The organism is Streptomyces yatensis, assembly GCF_018069625.1.
Classification (GTDB): Bacteria; Actinomycetota; Actinomycetes; order Streptomycetales; family Streptomycetaceae; genus Streptomyces; species Streptomyces yatensis.
Map to the genome: position 1 here is coordinate 1,063,779 of NZ_CP072941.1, position 18,919 is coordinate 1,082,697.

6 protein-coding genes are annotated in these 18,919 nt (G+C 72.1%); all 6 read left to right on the forward strand.

From position 1 onward, the window contains the following. Positions 1–12: 12 nt before the first annotated feature. The 6 genes from J8403_RS04015 (at position 13) to J8403_RS04040 (ending at position 18,896) form a co-directional block, all read left to right on the forward strand. The gene (locus tag J8403_RS04015; RefSeq protein WP_211121893.1) at positions 13–6,612 is read left to right on the forward strand and encodes a type I polyketide synthase; all 6,600 of its coding nucleotides are present in this window, start codon (positions 13–15) and stop codon (positions 6,610–6,612) included. A 126-nt stretch (positions 6,613–6,738) separates the two neighbouring features. Then, positions 6,739–12,552, forward strand: coding sequence for a type I polyketide synthase (locus J8403_RS04020; protein ID WP_211121894.1), 5,814 nt, complete (start codon positions 6,739–6,741; stop codon positions 12,550–12,552). Next, a complete protein-coding gene (locus tag J8403_RS04025; protein WP_211121895.1) occupies positions 12,549–12,986 on the forward strand; it encodes a nuclear transport factor 2 family protein in 438 nt (145 codons plus the stop codon). The genes J8403_RS04020 and J8403_RS04025 overlap by 4 nt, the downstream gene beginning before the upstream one ends. Positions 12,987–13,021: 35 nt before the next feature. Further along, the gene (locus tag J8403_RS04030; protein ID WP_211121896.1) at positions 13,022–13,489 is read left to right on the forward strand and encodes a nuclear transport factor 2 family protein; all 468 of its coding nucleotides are present in this window, start codon (positions 13,022–13,024) and stop codon (positions 13,487–13,489) included. 35 nt (positions 13,490–13,524) lie between these two features. Next, the gene (locus J8403_RS04035) at positions 13,525–14,955 is read left to right on the forward strand and encodes an NAD(P)/FAD-dependent oxidoreductase (RefSeq protein WP_211121897.1); all 1,431 of its coding nucleotides are present in this window, start codon (positions 13,525–13,527) and stop codon (positions 14,953–14,955) included. After that, positions 14,952–18,896: a type I polyketide synthase gene (locus J8403_RS04040; RefSeq protein WP_211121898.1), complete on the forward strand. Its 3,945-nt coding sequence runs from the start codon at positions 14,952–14,954 to the stop codon at positions 18,894–18,896. The genes J8403_RS04035 and J8403_RS04040 overlap by 4 nt, the downstream gene beginning before the upstream one ends. Positions 18,897–18,919 lie beyond the last annotated feature (23 nt).

Sequence of the window (18,919 nt, forward strand, 5' to 3'; positions counted from 1 at the left end):
AGCCTCCGCTAGATGTCGAACGAAGAGAAGCTGCTCGACCACCTCAAGTGGGTCACGGCCGAGTTGCGCCAGACCCGTGAGCGTCTGCGGGAGGCCGAGTCCGCCGAGCCGGAGCCCATCGCGATCGTGGGCATGGCCTGCCGCTATCCGGGTGGGGTGCGGTCGCCGGAGGAGCTGTGGCGGCTGGTGCGGGACGGGGAGGACGCCGTCTCCGGCTTTCCCACGGACCGGGGTTGGGGCACCGAGGAGCTGTTCGACCCGGATCCCGAAAGCTATGGAAAGTCCTATGTGGACCAGGGCGGATTCTGCTACGACGCCACGGCATTCGACGCGGCCTTCTTCGACATCAGCCCCCGCGAGGCCCAGGCCATGGACCCTCAGCAGCGGCTGCTGCTGGAGACCGCGTGGGAGGCGTTCGAGCGGGCGGGGCTCAATCGGGAGTCGCTGAGCGGCAGTAACACCGGCGTGTTCGCCGGGGTGGGTTCGCATGACTATCTGTCGGTCATCGGCAACATCACCAGCGAGGTGGAGGGCTACGTCGGCGCCGGGAACCTCGGCAGTGTGGTGTCCGGCCGGGTGGCGTACTCGCTCGGCCTCGAGGGTCCGGCGGTCACGGTGGACACCGCGTGTTCCTCATCGCTGGTCGCCATCCACCTGGCCACTCAGGCGCTGCGCCACGGCGAATGCGATCTGGCCCTGGCCGGCGGGGTGGCCGTGATGGCGACGCCCGGCGCGTTCATCGAGTTCTCCCGGCAGCGTGGCATGGCCCCGGACGGCCGTTGCAAGCCGTTCGCGGCGGCCGCCGACGGCACCGGATGGGGCGAGGGCGCCGGGTTGATCGTCCTGGAGCGCCTGTGCGAGGCGCGGCGCCGCAACCGCCGTATTCTCGGGGTGATCCGGGGTTCGGCGGTCAACCAGGACGGCGCCAGCAATGGTCTTACGGCGCCGAACGGGCCCTCGCAGCAACGGGTGATCCGGCAGGCACTCGCCAACGCGCAGGTGTCCGCAGCCGAGGTGGACGCGGTCGACGGACACGGCACGGGGACCACGCTCGGTGATCCGATCGAGGCGCAGGCGCTGCTGGCCACGTACGGCCAGGGCAGGCCGGAGGACGGGCCGCTGTGGCTCGGCTCGATCAAGTCCAACCTGGGGCACACCCAGGCCGCCGCCGGTGCGGCCAGTGTGATCAAGATGGTGATGGCGATGCGGCATGAGCTGCTGCCCGCCTCGCTGCACATCGACGAGCCGACGCCCCACGCCGACTGGGCGTCGGGTGCGGTGCGGCTGCTGACGGAGCCGGTTCCCTGGCCGCGTGGGGAGCGTCCGCGCCGGGCCGGTGTCTCCGCGTTCGGTATCTCCGGTACGAACGCTCATCTCATCCTTGAGCAGGCCCCCGAACCGGCCGAGGCCGCCCCCGCACCGGACACCTCGCCGGTGGGTGGTGTGGTGCCCTGGGTGGTCTCGGGGCGTGGCCGTGACGCGTTGCGCGGCCAGGCCGCGGCGCTGGCCGCACGAGTGGCCACCGCCCCCGAAGCCACACCGGCGGATATCGGCTGGTCACTGATCAGCACCCGGTCCGTCTTCGACCACCGCGCCGTCATCATCGGCCAACACCGCGACGAACTCCTGGCCGCACTCAACGCCCTGGCCACCGGCGAAACACACCCCGCCCTCATCGAACCCGACACCATCACGACCACGGGCAGCCTCGGCCCGGTGCTGGTCTTCCCCGGCCAGGGCTCACAGTGGCTCGGCATGGGCGCCGGACTCCTGGACACCTCACCCCCCTTCGCCACCCGCATCACCGAATGCGAACAAGCCCTCGCCCCCCACGTGGACTGGTCCCTCACCGAGGCCCTGCGCGGCGGCGTCAACGCCGCCGACCTCGCCCGCGTCGACGTCGTCCAACCCGTCCTGTGGGCCGTCATGGTCTCCCTCGCCGCCGTATGGGACCACCACGGCGTCACCCCCGCCGCCGTCGTCGGACACAGCCAAGGCGAAATCGCCGCCGCCTGCGTCGCCGGAGCCCTCTCCCTCGACGAAGGCGCCCGCATCGTCGCCCTCCGCGCCCACGCCCTCCGCCGCCTCGCCGGCCACGGCGCCATGGCCTCCCTCACCATCAACCACCAGCACGCCCGAGAATTCCTCACCGGCCTTGGCGAACCAGCCCGCCAAGTGGGCATCGCCGCCGTCAACGGCCCCGGATCCGTCGTCGTATCCGGACCCCCCGAGCAGGTCGCCCACGCCGTGGCCGCATGCGAGCAGACAGGCCGCCGGGCCCGGCTCATCGACGTCGACTACGCCTCCCACAGCGCCCAAGTGGACGACATCGCGGACGAGTTGAGGGAGGTGTTGTCGGGGATTGAACCCGTCCAGGCGGAGGTGGCGTTCTACTCGACCGTCACCGGCACCCGCATGGACACCAGCGGACTCGACACCGCCTACTGGGTCACCAACCTCCGCGAACAAGTACGGTTCGCCGACGCCGTACAAGCACTCCTCAACGACGGCCACCGCGTATTCATCGAAGCCAGCACCCACCCCGTCCTCACCATCGGCATGCAGGAGACCTTCGAGGAAGCGGGTGTGCCCGCTGCCGCGGTGCCGACCCTGCGCCGGGACCACGGCGACCACGCCCAGTTGATGCGGTCCGTGGCGCAGGCGTTCACCGCGGGAGTCGGGGTCGACTGGACCCGCTGGTTCCCCACCGACCCCGCACCCCGCGCCATCGACCTGCCCACCTACGCCTTCCAGCGACGGCGCTACTGGCTGGACGGGCGGGGTGGCCACAGCGGCGACCCTGGCGACCTCGGGCTGGGGTCCGCCGGTCATCCGCTGCTCGGCGCCGCCGTGGAACTCGCGGAGGGCGGCGCGCATGTACTCACCGGCCGGCTGTCGCCACGGACCCACCCCTGGCTGAACGACCACCGGGTCCTGGACACGGTCCTGCTCCCGGGCACCGCCTTCGCCGAGCTCGCCCTGCACGCCGCCGCGCGGACGGGCTGTGACCAGGTGTCGGAGCTGACCCTGCACGCGCCGCTGGTGATTCCGCAGGGTGAGGCGGTCGATGTGCAGATCGCCGTGGCCGCTCCCGATCACACCGGGGAGCGTCCGATCACGGTGCATTCCCGGCCGGCAACCGAGGCGGCTGACACGGCCGAAACGGGCGACGCGGCCTGGACCCGGCATGCCATCGGGGCACTCGCCACCTCCTCCTCGGCCGACGCCCCGCCCCTGGACGGCGCCTGGCCGCCTCCAGGGGCCACGCCGCTCCCCGTCGAGGACTTCTACCAGCAGCTCGCCGGCCACGGCTATCACTACGGACCGTCCTTCCAGGGCCTCACCGCCGCCTGGCGGCTGGACGGCGACGTGTACGCCGAGGTGTCCCTGCCCGAAGGGGAGCGCGCCGGCGCGGCGGCGTACGGCGTCCATCCCGCCCTCTTCGACGCCGCGCTGCACGCCCGGGCCCTGGGTGTCGCCCCCGGTTCCGAGGACACGCACGGGGTCCTGCTCCCGTTCACCTGGAGCGGTCTGCGGCTGCGCGCCACCGGGGCGGACACCCTGCGGATTCGCATCACCCCGACGGCACCGGACCGGCTCACGCTGTTCGCGGTGGATCCGACCGGGGCCGCGGTGGCCGTCGTGGACGATCTGATCCTGCGCCCGGTGCCGGACGGGCAGTTGGGGCGGGCCCGTGCGGCGGGCAGGAACTCTCTGTTCCAGCTCACCTGGACGCGGATGACACCGGTCGAGGGCGCCCCCACGTGCCGTTCGTCCGTGATCGATCCGGACGACGGCCCCCTGACCGATGCGCTGCCCGACGCCACGGGCCTTCCGGATCTCGCCGCCGTGCGGGCGGCCGTTGCGGACGGGGCGCCGGCCCCCGATGTGGTGTTCGCCTTCTTCGGCTCTCCCGCCGATGGGCGTTGCGATCCGATGGAACGCACCCATGACCTCGGAAGGGAAGCCCTCGGGGTGCTGCGGGAGTTCTTCGCCGCCCCCGAACTCGCCGAGGCCCGGCTGGCGGTGGTCACCCGTGGGGCGGTGGCCCCGCAGAGTCATGACGATGTCCACGATCTGCCCGCCTCGGCCGTATGGGGTCTGGTGCGCAGCGCCCAGTCGGAGAACCCCGGCCGGGTCCTGCTGCTCGACCTCGATGAACGGGAGGCCTCGCTGAGCGTCCTGGCCGACGCCGTGGCCTCGGGCGAGCCTCAGTTGGCGCTGCGCGACGGTGTGGGGTACGTCCCGCGGCTGGTCCACGACGACGCGGCCAAGCGGCTCACCCCGCCGGAGGGGTCGGCCGCGTGGCGTCTGGGGCTGACCGGCCACGGCAGCCTGGACCAGCTCGCGCTGGTCGACTGCCCGGACAACACCCGGCCGCTGGGCCGGGGCGAGGTCCGGGTGGCGCTGCGGGCGGGTGGGGTGAACTTCCATGACGTGGTGGTGGCGCTGGGCATGGTGGAGGATCCCAGGCCGCTGGGTGGCGACGGTGCGGGTGTGGTCGTCGAGGTGGGCCCGGACACCGACACGTTCGCGGTGGGCGAGCGGGTGATGGGGCTGTTCAACGGCACCGGGCCGCTGGTCGTCACCGATGTCCGGATGATCACCAGGATCCCGGCGGGGTGGTCATACGCCCAGGCGGCGACCACACCGTCCGCGTTTCTCACGGCCTACTACGGTCTCGCCGATCTCGCGGGGCTGCGGGCCGGCGAGAAGCTGCTGCTGCACGCGGCCACGGGCGGGGTGGGCCTGGCGGCCGTGCAGTTGGCACGCCACTGGCAGGCCGACGTGTATGCCACGGCGGGCCCCACCAAGTGGCATGCCCTGCGGGAGCGCGGATTCGACGACCGTCACATCGCCTCCTCTCGCACTCTCGACTTCGAGGAGGGGTTCCGCACCGCCGCGGGTTCCATCGATGTAGTGCTCAATTCGCTGGCCGGTGACTTCGTGGACGCGTCCCTGCGGCTGCTGGCGCCGGGCGGTCGCTTCATCGACATGGGCCGGACCGACGTCCGCGACCCCCAGGAGGTGGGCGCACGGTATCCGGGGGTGATCTACCGTGCGTTCGACCTGGTCGGCGGTGCGGGCCCGGACCGTATCCAGCGGATGCTCGCCGAGTTGTCGGCCCTGTTCGAGGACGGGACGCTGCGGCCGTTGCCCACCACTGTGTGGGACATCCGCCGGGCTCCGGAGGCGTTCCGCTACTTCAGCCAGGCGCGCCATATCGGCAAGATCGTGCTGACGCTCCCCACCGCCCTCGACCCGGAGGGCACGGTGCTCATCACCGGGGGCACGGGCACTCTCGGCGCCGCCACCGCCCGCCATCTGGTGGCCCAGCACGGCGTACGACGGCTGCTGCTGATCAGCCGCCGGGGCCTCGACGCCCCGGGTGCCACGGAGCTGGCGACCGAGCTGACCGGGCTCGGCGCGCGGGTCTCCATCGCGGCGTGTGACGCGGCCGACCGGGCCGCCCTGGCCAAGCTGCTGGAGACCGTTCCCGACCGTCATCCGCTCACCGCCGTCGTCCACGCCGCCGGGCTGCTGCGCGATGCCACGGTCGAGGCGCTCACACCCGATCAGCTCGATGAGGTGTTGTGGGCGAAGGCCGACGCGGCGTGGAATCTGCATGAGCTCACCCGCAACGCGGGGCTGTCGGCGTTCGTGGTGTTCTCCGCGGCCGCCGGGCTGCTGGGCGCCGCGGGACAGGGCAACTACGCGGCGGCCAACGCCTTCCTGGACGCGCTCGCCGCGCACCGTCATGCCCAGGGCCTGCCCGCCACCTCCCTGGCCTGGGGGTACTGGGCGCAGGCCACCGGGATGACCGGGGGGATGACCGACGCCGACCGGGCGCGGCTGGCCCGGGCCGGGATGGTGGGTCTGGAGACCGAACAGGGTCTCGCACTGCTCGACATCGCCCTCGACAGCGGCCTTCCGGCCCTGGCGCCCATCCAGCTCGATCTGGCCACCCTGCGGCGCGGGGCCCACACCGACGATCTGCCGCCTCTCTTCAGGAGCCTGGTGCGCGGCGCCGCCCCGCAGGCGGCCACCGCAGCCGCCGGCCCGGGCGGAGCGGCACCGGCGGAGGCGTTCGCCACCCTGTCCGAGGAGGACCGGCAGCAGGCGCTCCTCAAGCTGGTGCGCAACGCCACGGCGACCGTGCTGGGCCATGACACGGCGGATGCCGTCCACCCCGCCCAGAACTTCCGGGAGCTGGGCTTCGATTCGCTGACCGCCGTGGAGCTGCGGAACCGGCTGGGCGCCGCCACCGGTCTGCGGCTGCCCGCCACGCTGGTCTTCGACCACCCCACACCCACCGCGGTGGTACGGCTGCTGGGGGAGCTGCTGGTCCCCGCCGGAGCGGCGCCGACCGGCTCGCTCCTTGCCGGCCTCGACACCCTCGACGCCGCCTTGACCGGGGGAATCGCCGACCGTGAGCAGCGGGCCCGGATCGCGGTGCGGCTGCGGGAGCTGCTGCGCAAGGTGGACGGCCCGTGGCACGGCGAGGACGGCGACGACCCCGCCGAGGAGGATCTGGCGTCGGCCAGCGACGAGGAGTTGTTCCAGGCGCTCGACAACGAGCTGACCGTCCCCTCCGACGACAGCCTCCGATGAACCGCTGAAATCAGAACCGCTGAATCAGAACCGCCGAATCAAGACCGCTGAATCAGAACCGCTGGACCGGGACCCCTCACAGGACCGCCGAAATCAGGACCGCCGTGACGATCGGGTTGATGCGATATGACGGATGACGAGAAGCTCCGCAGCTATCTCAAGCGGGCGACCGCCGATCTGCGTCTGGCCAGGCGGCAGTTGCGCGAGGTCGAGGACCGCGCCCGGGAGCCCATCGCCATCATCGGGATGGCCTGCCACTTCCCCGGCGATGTGGCGACCCCCGAGGACCTGTGGCGGGTGGTGGACGAGGGCGTGGATGTCATCTCCACGTTTCCCGAGGACCGTGGCTGGGACCTGGAGAACCTCTATGACCCGGATCCCGAGCACGCCGGCACCAGCAGCGCCCGCGAAGGCGGGTTCCTGCGCGATGTGGCCGATTTCGACGCGGAGTTCTTCGGGATCAACCCGCGTGAGGCCGCGGCGATGGATCCACAGCAGCGGCTGCTGCTGGAGACGGCGTGGGAGGCGTTCGAGCGCGCGGGGCTGACGCGGGAGGCGCTGAGCGGCAGCGACACCGGAGTGTTCGCCGGGGTGGACTCGTACCACTACCTGTCGCTCATCGGCCAGACGACCGGCGACTCGGCGGGCTATGTGGCCACCGGGAACCTCGGCAGCGTCGTCTCGGGCCGGGTGTCGTACTCGTTCGGCCTGGAGGGGCCCGCGGTCACGGTGGACACGGCGTGCTCGTCGTCCCTGGTGGCCACGCATCTGGCGGTGCAGGCGCTGCGGCAGGACGAGTGCTCGCTGGCGCTCGCGGGCGGGGTGACGGTGATGGCCACGCCCGGCGGGTTCACCGAGTTCTCACGTCAGCGCGCGCTGTCGCCGGACGGTCGGTGCAAGGCGTTCGCCGCGGCGGCGGACGGCACGGGCTTCTCCGAGGGCGTCGGTCTGGTGCTGCTGGAGCGGCTGTCCGACGCACGGCGCAACGGGCATCGGGTGCTGGCGGTGATCCGGGGTTCGGCGGTCAACCAGGACGGCGCCAGCAACGGTCTCACGGCGCCCAACGGGCCCTCGCAGCAACGGGTCATCCGGCAGGCACTCGCCAACGCGGGGCTGTCGCCGTCCGAAGTGGACGCGGTGGAGGCGCACGGTACGGGCACGACGCTGGGTGACCCGATCGAGGCCCAGGCGCTGCTGGCCACCTACGGCCAGGACCGGCCGGAGGGACGTCCGCTGTGGCTGGGCTCCGTCAAGTCCAACCTGGGGCACACCCAGGCGGCCGCCGGAGTGGCGAGCATCATCAAGATGGTGGAGGCGCTGCGGCACGGGCTGCTCCCCGCCTCGCTGCACATCGACGAGCCGACACCGCATGTGGACTGGGACGCGGGCGCGGTGCGGCTGCTGACCGAACCGGTCGAATGGGCGGCGAACGGACGGCCGTGCCGTGCGGGTGTGTCGTCGTTCGGCATCTCCGGTACGAACGCTCATCTCATCCTTGAGCAGGCCCCCGAACCGGCCGAGGCCGCCCCCGCACCGGACACCTCGCCGGGCGGTGTTGCGGTGGGTGGTGTGGTGCCCTGGGTGGTCTCGGGGCGTGGCCGTGACGCGTTGCGCGGCCAGGCCGCGGCGCTGGCCGCACGAGTGGCCACCGACCCCGAAGCCACACCGGCGGATATCGGCTGGTCACTGATCAGCACCCGGTCCGTCTTCGACCACCGCGCCGTCATCATCGGCCAACACCGCGACGAACTCCTGGCCGGACTCAACGCCCTGGCCACCGGCGAAACACACCCCGCCCTCATCGAACCCGACACCATCACGACCACGGGCAGCCTCGGCCCGGTGCTGGTCTTCCCCGGCCAGGGCTCACAGTGGCTCGGCATGGGCGCCGGACTCCTGGACACCTCACCCCCCTTCGCCACCCGCATCACCGAATGCGAACAAGCCCTCGCCCCCCACGTGGACTGGTCCCTCACCGAGGCCCTGCGCGGCGGCGTCAACGCCGCCGACCTCGCCCGCGTCGACGTCGTCCAACCCGTCCTGTGGGCCGTCATGGTCTCCCTCGCCGCCGTATGGGACCACCACGGCGTCACCCCCGCCGCCGTCGTCGGCCACAGCCAAGGCGAAATCGCCGCCGCCTGCGTCGCCGGAGCCCTCTCCCTCGACGAAGGCGCCCGCATCGTCGCCCTCCGCGCCCACGCCCTCCGCCGCCTCGCCGGCCACGGCGCCATGGCCTCCCTCACCATCAACCAGCACCAGGCGAAGGAGTTCCTGACCGGGCTCGGCGAACGTGCCGTAGGGGTGGGCATCGCCGCCGTCAACGGGCCGGGCTCCGTGGTGGTCTCCGGACCGCCGGAGCAGGTCGCCGACGCCGTGGCCGCGTGTGAAGAGGCGGGCCGCCGGGCCCGGCTCATCGACGTCGACTACGCCTCCCACAGCGCCCAAGTGGACGAGATCGCCGAGGAGTTGCATGAACTCTTGGCCGGGGTCAAGCCGGTGTCCGGCCAGGTGGCGTTCTATTCGACCGTCACCGGCGCCCGTATGGACACCAGCGGACTTGACACCGCCTACTGGGTCACCAACCTCCGCGAACAAGTACGGTTCGCCGACGCCGTACAAGCACTCCTCAACGACGGCCACCGCGTATTCATCGAAGCCAGCACCCACCCGGTCCTCACCATCGGCATGCAGGAGTGCATCGAGGAGGCGGGGGTCGACGCGGTGACCGTCCCGACCCTGCGGCGCGACCACGGTGGCCCGGAGCAGCTGGCGAGGTCGGTGGCGCAGGCGTTCACCGCCGGGGTCGCGGTCGACTGGACACGATGGTTCCGCACCGACCCCGCACCCCGCGCCATCGACCTGCCCACGTACGCCTTCCAGCGTGAGCGGTACTGGCTGGACGGAGCGGGCGGTCCGGGTGGCGATCCGGCCGATCTGGGTCTGACGTCCGCGGGCCATCCGCTGCTCGGCGCCGCAGTGGAACTCGCCGACGGCACCACCCATGTGCTCACCGGCCGACTCTCCGCACGCTCCCATCCGTGGCTCGCCGAGCATGTGGTGGCGGGTGCGGTGCTGGCGCCGGGCGCGGTGCTGGTGGAGTGGGCGCTGCGGGCGGCCGACGCGGTCGGCTGTGGTGGGGTGGAGGAGCTCGCGCTGCAGGTTCCGCTCGCGCTGCCCAAGTCCGGTGGGCTGCGGGTGCAGGTGGTGGTGGGTGCCGCGGCGGAGGACGGGCGGCGTGAGGTGCGGATGTACTCCCGCCCCGACCGGCTCGACGACCCCGGCCAGACCCTGGCCCTCGATTCCGGAACGGACGCGGGGTGGGTGTGTCATGCGGTGGGCGTGCTCGCACCCGCTGAGGTCCCCGCACCCGCTGCCGGGGGCCCCGCACCGGCGGAGGGCCTGGGCGGGGTGTGGCCGCCACCGGGCGCCGAGCCGCTGGACGTCAGCGCCTTCTACGAGCAGGTGATGGCGGCGGGTTACGGATACGGCCCGGCGTATCAGGGGCTGACGGCCGCGTGGCGCCATGGCCGGGATGTCCTCGCCGAGGTGGCGCTGCCCGATGCGGCGGGTGGCCGGGACGGTTTCGGCATCCATCCGGCGCTGCTGGACGCGGCGCTGCATCCGTCCCTGCTGATGGACCGGCCCGAGGGGCAGGAGGACGACGGCCAGGTGTGGTTGCCGTTCGCCTGGAACGGCGTGTCCCTGTGGGCCACCGAGGCGGCCACGGTACGGGTGCGGCTCTCGCGGGACGAGGAGCGGCAGTCGCTGCGGCTGACGGTGGCGGACACGGTGGGCGCTCCGGTGCTCACGGTCGATTCACTGGTGACCCGTCCGGCCGCGACGGACCGGCTGCGCACGGCCGCGGCCGCCCGTGCCGTGGACGGGCTGTTCACCCTGGACTGGACGCCGCTGCCCGCCGCGGCCACCGCACCGTCCCCGGCGTCGGTGGTCGGCGAGGGCGGCTGGGTGGTGCTGGGCGAGGACCGGCTGGGGCTTGCGGAGCCGGTCGCGGCCGGGGTGGGTGCGGAGGCCACGATGTGCCATCCGGACCTGGAGGCGCTGATCGCGGCCGTGGACGCGGGTGAGCCCGCCCCCGCCGTCGTCCTGGCCCACCCGTACGCCGCTGAGGGCGGCCACGGGGACGGGCTGGGGGCGGTCGAGGAGCTGCTGGGTCTGGTGCAGTCCTGGCTGAGGCGGCCGGCCCTGGCCGATGCGCGGCTGGTGGTCGTCACACGGGGTGCGATGGCGGCGGACCGTCCGGGCGAACACACCGATGACACGGATGACCCCGACGGCACCGCGCTGGATCCGTCCGGTGCCGGGGCGTGGGGGCTGATCCGCAGCGCCCAGTCGGAGAACCCGGGCCGGTTCGTACTGCTCGACCTCGACGAGGGCCGCGAGGCCGTCGTGGCGGCCGTGGTGCGCGCGGTCGAGTCGCATGAGCCTCAGGTGGCGGTGCGGGACGGACGGGTGCTGGTGCCCCGCATGGTCCGCGCGACGGCAGCTACGGTCGCGACGGCCACGCCGGGTCCGGCCGTCGACGCTCAGGACGGGCAGGAGAAGACCCCCGGACTCGACGCCGACGGCACCGTGCTGATCACGGGTGGCACCGGCACCCTGGGCGCTCTGGTCGCCGAGCACCTGGTGCGCAGCTGGGGGGTCGGGCATCTGCTGCTGGTGAGCCGGAGCGGTCCGGAGGCCGCCGGCGCCGATCAACTCATCGACAGGCTTACCGAATTGGGCGCCCAGGTGCGGATCGCCGCGGTCGATGTCACCGATCCGGACGCGGTGGCCGCTCTGGTGGCCGGGGTCGATCCCGCGCATCCGCTGACCGGTGTCGTCCACGCGGCCGGAGTACTGGACGATGCCGTCCTCACCACCCAGACCCCGGAGCGGCTCGCGCGGGTGTGGCACCCGAAGGCCACGGCCGCGGCCCATCTGCACGCCGCGACAGCGGAGTTGCCGCTGGCCCTGTTTGTGATGTTCTCCTCCACCGCGGGCACACTGGGCGCCTCCGGGCAGTCCAACTACGCCGCGGCGAACGCCTACTGCGACGCCCTGGCCGCCCATCGCCGTACCCTCGGCCTGCCGGGACTCTCGGTGGCGTGGGGCCTGTGGGCGGACGCCAGCGGGATGACCGGGCATCTGGGGGAGGCGGACCGGGCCAGGATGGCCCAGTCGGGCATCGGGGCGATGTCCAGTGAGCGGGCGCTGGGGCTGCTGGACGTGGCCGTTCGCCATGGCCACCACCATCTGATCGCCATCGATCTGGACGTACGGGCCCTGGCCGGACAGCCGGCGCTCACCCTGCCCGCTCCCCTGCGGGCACTCACCGGTGGCGGTACGGCCCGGCGCACCGCGGCCACCGCCCGGCCGCACACCGACTGGGCCGGTCATCTGGCCACGCTGCCACTGGAGGAGCAGCGCCGCACGCTGCTCAGTCTGGTCCTCACCCATGCCGCGGCGGCGCTGGGCCACTCCGACCCCGGGCGGATCCAGACCGAGCGCGGCTTCCTGGAGCTCGGCTTCGACTCGCTGACCGCGATCGAACTGCGGAACAGGCTGACCGCCGTGACCGGGCTGCGGCTGGCCACCACCCTCATTTTCGACCATCCGAATCCGGCCGCGCTCGCCGCGCATCTGCATACGGAACTGGCGCCCGAGGACGTGGATCCACTCGCCCCGATGCTGGGCGAAATCGACAGGATGGAAAGCGCGCTGCTTTCCGTGGCCCAGGACGAGGCGGCGCGGGAAGCGCTGCTGGGGCGCCTTCAGAGCACTCTGTCGAAATTGGGCGCCCTGCACGGCGGCGGAACGGAGGAAGGGCGTGCGGCCGGCCGTATTCAGGACGCCACGGCCGACGAGATCTTCCAGTTCATCGACCAGGACCTTGGCCGGAGCGACAGCAACGGAGAGCATGCACATGGGGGCACACGGTGATTGATGAGCGCAGCCGGAAGAAGCTCATCCTCGAGCACAGCCGCCGGATGAACGCCGCGGATATCGACGGGCTTCTCGAACTCTACGCGGACGAGGTCACTTTCGAGGACCCCGTCGGATCGGGACGCAGGACCGGGCGGGACGCCCTTCGTGAGCATTTCGAGGAGCTGGCCGCGGCGGGGATCAGCGAGATTCCCGGTGAGCCGGTCGCGGGGCAGGACGGTGTGCATGTCCTGGTGCCGGTGACGGCCACCATGGACTATCTGCCCAAAGGCCCCGGATTCGCCGAGCGCGGCTGGCTGACGGCCCCGGATACCCCGGAGAGCTCCCGCATCACCTGGGACTACGTCCTGATGATGCGCGCGGGGGCCGGCGGTCTCATTCAGGAACTGCAGATGTTCTGGGGGAGGTCGGACATTGGCATCACCGGCTGATCCCCCACGACCCCGGCACCGCACAGGAGGCGTTCATGGCCGATGAGGCGACCCTCAAGAAGATGGCCCTGGAATACGCGCGGCGGATGAACGCCGGTGATGTCGAGGCCGTATTGGAGCTGTTCTCGGACGATATCGTCTTCGAAGACCCGGTCGGCGCTCCCCCGCTCATCGGAAAGGACGCGCTTCGCGGCCATATCGCCTGGTCCATGGAATGCCAGGTACATGAGACCCCGGGCCGTCCGGTCACCTCGATGGACGGCCGCAGGGTGGCGGTGCCGACCACGGTCACGGTGTACGCACCGGCCAAACTCACCTTCAGCATCATCGGCGTGATCGAACTCGGCGATGACGGTCTGGTCCATCACGCCCAGGCGTTCTGGGGCATCACGGATACGAAAGTGGGCGACGGCCCCGAACTCACCGGTGTCGCGCATTTCATGGCGGTCACCCAAAACCTCGCCAAGATGGTCCAGGCCAAGGGCAGCCCCAGTCCGATGTAAAAGGCCGTAAGCGGTGAAGGGACGAAAGCAGAACCATGACCGAACCCAAGCACGGAATCGTTCTGGGCGGAGGCTGGGCGGGAATGCTGGCTGCCCATGTGCTGGCCCGCCATCTGGAGCGCGTCACCGTCGTGGAGCGCGATGTGCTGCCGGACGGGCCCCGGCACCGTAAGGGATCGCCGCAGGGACGCCATGTCCATGTGCTGTGGTCCAGCGGTGCGCGCATCGTGGACACACTGCTGCCGGGCATGATCGACCAACTGCTCGACGCGGGCGCCCGCCGGATCGGTTTCCATCAGGACCTGGTGACCTTGACGTCCCACGGCTGGCAACACCGCTTTCCACCGCGGCAGTACGCCCTGATGTGCACCCGCCCGTTCCTGGACTGGAAGGTCCGCGCTCGCGTTCTGGCCACCGGGCGGATCACGTTACGTCAGCGCACCGAGATCCTCGATCTGGTCGGCGACGCCAAGCGGGTCACCGGGGTCCGGGTGCGCGACATGGACACCGGTGCGCAGGAGACGCTGGAGGCCGATCTGGTGATCGACGCCTCCGGGCGCGGTTCCCGGCTCCGGCACTGGCTGTCGGCGCTGGAGGTGCCGCCGCTCGAGGAGGACATCGTCGACGCGGGCATCGCGTACGCCACCCGCGTGTACCAGGCGCCGCCGGGTGCCGCCGCCGGATTCCCCGCCGTCAACGTGGCCGCCGACCACCGGCTGCGCGAGCCGGGCCGGTTCGGGGTGGTGTATCCGCAGGAGGACGGCACCTGGATGGTGACCCTGTCGTGCACCCGCGGCGCCGGACTGCCCGCACACGACGACGACTTCCTGCCCTACGCCCGGACACTGCGCCATCCGCTGGTCGCCGATCTCATCGACCTCGCCAAGCCGCTGACCTCGGTGGCCGTCTCGCGTGTCGGCGCCAACCGGCGGCTGTATCCGGAACGGCTGGACATCTGGCCGGAGGGGCTGCTGGTGCTCGGCGACGCGCTGGCCGCGTTCAACCCCATCTACGGCCATGGGATGAGCTCCGCGGCTCGTGCGGCCGCCGCGCTGGACACCGAGCTGCGGCGGTCCGGGAGCGATGTGGGCGCGACCCGGCGGGCCCAGCACGCGATCAGCGCCACCGTGGACGATCCCTGGATCATGGCCGCGTCCAAGGATGTGGAGTACGTCAACTGCCGGATGAGCACGACGGATCCGCGGCTGACGGGCGGGGCCGTGGCCCGGCAGCGCTTCTCCGATCTGATCGCCGACCGGTCGATCCGCTCCTCGGCGGTGTGTGATGTGGTGACCGATGTCATCAGCCTGACCGCCCCGCAGTCCGAGCTGGCGTCCAGCCGCTTTCTGTCGCTGATGCACAAGGACCGGGTCCTCCCGGAGCTCACCGAGCCGCCACTGACCGCCGATGAGCTCGCGCTGGTGAACCTGACACCGCGCAGCACGGTGAGTGCGGGCGGCTCATGAGCAACGAGGAAAAGCTCGTCGACTATCTCAAGTGGACCACGGCCGAGCTCCATGAGACCCGGCAGCGGCTGCGGGAGGTCCAGGCGCAGCTGGCGGAGCCGATCGCCGTCGTCGGCATGGCCTGCCGCTTTCCCGGCGGTGTGCGCACCCCGGCACAGCTGTGGGAGCTGGTGGCCGACGAGCGGGACGCCGTCTCCAGCTTCCCCACCGACCGGGGCTGGGACCTGGAGAACCTCTATCACCCCGATCCGGAGCACCACGGCACCTCGTACGTGCGGGCCGGTGGCTTCATCTATGACGCGGCCGACTTCGACGCGGAGTTCTTCGACATCGGCGCCCGGGAAGCGGCGGCCATCGAACCGCAGCAGCGGATGCTGCTGGAGCTGGCCTGGGAGGCGACGGAGAGCGCGGGTATCGATCCGCACACCCTGCGGGGCAGCCGGACCGGCGTCTACACCGGGGTGATGTACCACGACTACGCCTCGCGGCTGGACGAGATCCCCGAGGGCCTGCTGGGCCACGTGGGCAACGGCAACGCGGGCAGTGTGTCCTCGGGCCGGGTGGCGTTCACCCTCGGTCTGCAGGGCGCGGCGGTCAGCTTGGACACCGCGTGTTCGTCGTCGCTGGTGGCGATGCATCTGGCGGCCGGATCGCTGCGCCGGGGCGAGTGCACGCTGGCGCTGGCCGGTGGCGCCGCCATCATGTACACCGCGAGCGTCTTCCAAGTGGCCTCCAGTCAGCGCCAGTTGTCCCCCGATGTCCGGTGCCGGTCGTTCGCTGACGCCGCCGACGGCATGGTGTACGGGGAGGGCTCCGGGCTGGTGCTGCTGGAGCGGCTGTCGGACGCGCGGCGCAACGGGCATCCCGTGCTGGCCGTCATCCGGGGCTCGGCGATCAACCAGGACGGTGCCAGTACGGGCATGGCCGCTCCCAACGGCCCCGCCCAGCAGCAGCTGATCCGCGACGCCCTGGCCGACGCCCGGCTGTCCACGGGGGATGTGGACGCGGTGGAGGCGCACGGCACCGGTACCGCGTTCGGCGACTCCATCGAGCTCCAGGCGCTGCTCGCCACGTATGGCCAGGGCCGTCCGGAGGACCGGCCGCTGCTGTTGGGATCCATCAAGTCGAATCTCGGTCATACGCAGGCCGCCGCGGGAATGGCCGGTGTGATCAAGATGGTGATGGCGATGCGCCGGGGCGTGCTGCCACGTTCGCTCCACATCGACCGGCCGACCCGGCTGGTGCACTGGCGCAAGGGCGCGGTGCGGCTGCTGACCGAGCGGACGGAGTGGCCGCGAGTGGACCGGCCGCGGCGGGCCGGGGTGTCCTCGTTCAGCGCCAGCGGCACCAACGCCCATGTGATTCTCGAGGAGTTCACCGAATCGGTGGAGTCTGATGTCGACGACAGTGGCGCCCGCGACCCGGGGCTGGTGCCGTGGGTGGTGTCCGCGCGAGGTGCGGCGGCGCTGCGCGGCCAGGCCCGTGCGCTGGCCGCGCATACGGCGGCGGCCGGTCCGGGGCTGTCCCCCGTCGAGGTGGGATGGTCACTGGTGACCACGCGGTCGGCCTTCGACCACCGGGCGGTCGTGGTCGGCCGGGGGCCTGATGAGCTGAGGGCGGGGCTGGCGGCGCTGGCGGCCGGTGAGCCGCATCCCTCGGTGGTGGGACCCGAGGTGGCCCGTGCCGGCGCGGCGGCCGCCTCGGTGGGCGGGACGGTGTTGGTCTTCGGTGGCGAGGGTCGCCACCTCCCGGGGACGGGCGCCGAGCTGTACGACCGGTTCCCCGTCTTCGCCTCCGCCTTCGACGAGGCCGGTGAGCTGCTGGGAGTGAAGGGGGACCGCGACGCGTCCTCCCGGGAGGGGTTGTTCGCCCTCTACGTCGCACTGGCCCGGCTGCTGGCCTCGGTGGGGGTGCGTTCCGACGCGGTGGTGGGCTGTGGGGTCGGTGAGATCGCCGCGGCGCACATCGCCGGTGCTCTCGACCTCACCCGCGCCTGCCGCCTGGTAGCCGCCGGCACCGATCCGAGCACGGTGGAGTACGAGCGGCCGCCCCTGCCCTCGCTCGATGAGGCCGGCGCGGTGTGGGAGCTGGGGCCGGAGGCGATGCTGACCTCCGCCCCGGCGGCGCTGGTGCTGTCGCCCTTCCGGGGCGATGGGGCCGAGGGGACCGAAAAGTCGGAGGTGCGGGAGCTGTTGTGCGGCCTGGCACGTATGCACACCATGGGCGCCACCGTGGACTGGGTCGCGCTGTTCGACGGCGATCCGGCTCCCCGCACCGTCGCCCTGCCCACCTATGCCTTTCAACGGCAGCGCTTCTGGCTGGAGAACGAGGCTCCGGCGGATGCCGTGTCCCGGGCCGAGACCTGGGCGGACGCCGAGTTCTGGGACGCCGTGGCCCGTACGGACACGGCGGCCCTGACCCGGGCACTCGAGGTCCCCGCCGACCGACGGGACGTGCTCGCGGAGATCCTTCCCGCCCTGGCCACCTGGCGGCGGCAGCGGGAGTGGTGCTACCGCATCGCCTGGAAACCCCTCGCCGACCCGCCGACGTCACGACTGACCGGCACCTGGCTGGTCGTGACGTCCGGCCACAGCGGGTCCGGTGACAGCGGCGGCGACGCCATGGTGACCGCCGTGATCACCGCGCTGCGCGACCATGGCGCCGAGGCCGTCGTGTTCGCCCCGGACACCACATCTTCGGAGACCACACCGCCGGACGAGGAGACCCGGGCCCGGCGGATGTCCGAAGCCGTCGCCGGGCGGCCGGTCGCCGGGGTGCTCTCCCTGCTGGCAGTGGAGCCACCGACCGGCGACGGGCGCGGCCCGGCACTCGCCCCGACCCTCGACGTGTTCGAGACACTGCGCCGGGCCGGGATCGAGGCACCGGTGTGGCTGGCCACCCGTGGGGGCGTCGGCGTCGACCTGGGCGATCCGATGTCCCGTCCGGAGCAGGCCCGGTTCTGGGGTCTGGGCGGGGCGCTGGCGATGGAGCGTCCGCGCCGGTGGGGCGGGCTGGTCGACCTGCCGGAGCTGTTCGACGACCGGGCGGGACGGCGGTTCGCTGCGGTCCTGGCCGGGGCGTACGGCGAGGTGGAGGTGGCCGTGCGCGGCGACAGCTGCTTCGCCCGGCGCCTGGTGCGCGACACCCCCACGGCCCCCACCACCCCTGCCCGACGGCTCCGGGGGACGGTCCTCATCACGGGCGCCGCCACCACCCTGGCCGCGCACACCGCCCGTTGGGCAGCCGAGGAGGGCGCCGAACACCTGCTGCTGGTCGACACCGCACCACCGGTCGCCGACCTGGTGGCCGAGCTGAACGCCTCGGGCGTACGGGTCTCCGTGGCCAACGTCGACGTGGCGGACCCGGAGGCGCTCGCCGCGGCGGTCACGGGCATTCCCGCGGAGTTCCCGCTGACGGCCGTCCTGCATCTCGCGGCGCCGCTGGCCGCCGAGACGGGGCAGTTGGACGCGGCGCGGATCGAGGACGAGTGGGCGGCGACAGTGGCGGGTGCGGTGAACCTCTGCGCGCTCGGCAGCAGCCATGAGCTGTCGGTCCTGGTGCTCGGGTGCTCGATCGTGGGCGTCCTGCCCAGCCCGGGCCTGGGCAACCAGGCGCCGGCCCACGCCTATCTGAGCGCGCTGGCCCAGGGGTGCCGGGCGCGGGGCGTTCCGGCGACCTCGGTGTGCTGGGGTTCGATCGACGAGCCCGACACGGCCGTCGGCGCCGCCAAGCAGCTGAGGACCAACGGGATGCCCGCACTGCCCCAGCGCTCGGCCGCCGCCCTGCTGCGGCAGGCGGTCATGGCCGACATGGCCTCCGTGGTCATCGCGGACATCGACTGGGCCTGGATGACCGCACACGCCTCCGAGCTGGGAACGGATCGGCTCTTCGATGGCCTTTCCGGCCCTTCGGCCACGCCGCATACGCACCACGGTCGGTGATCACGCCGACCGGCCCCAACCAG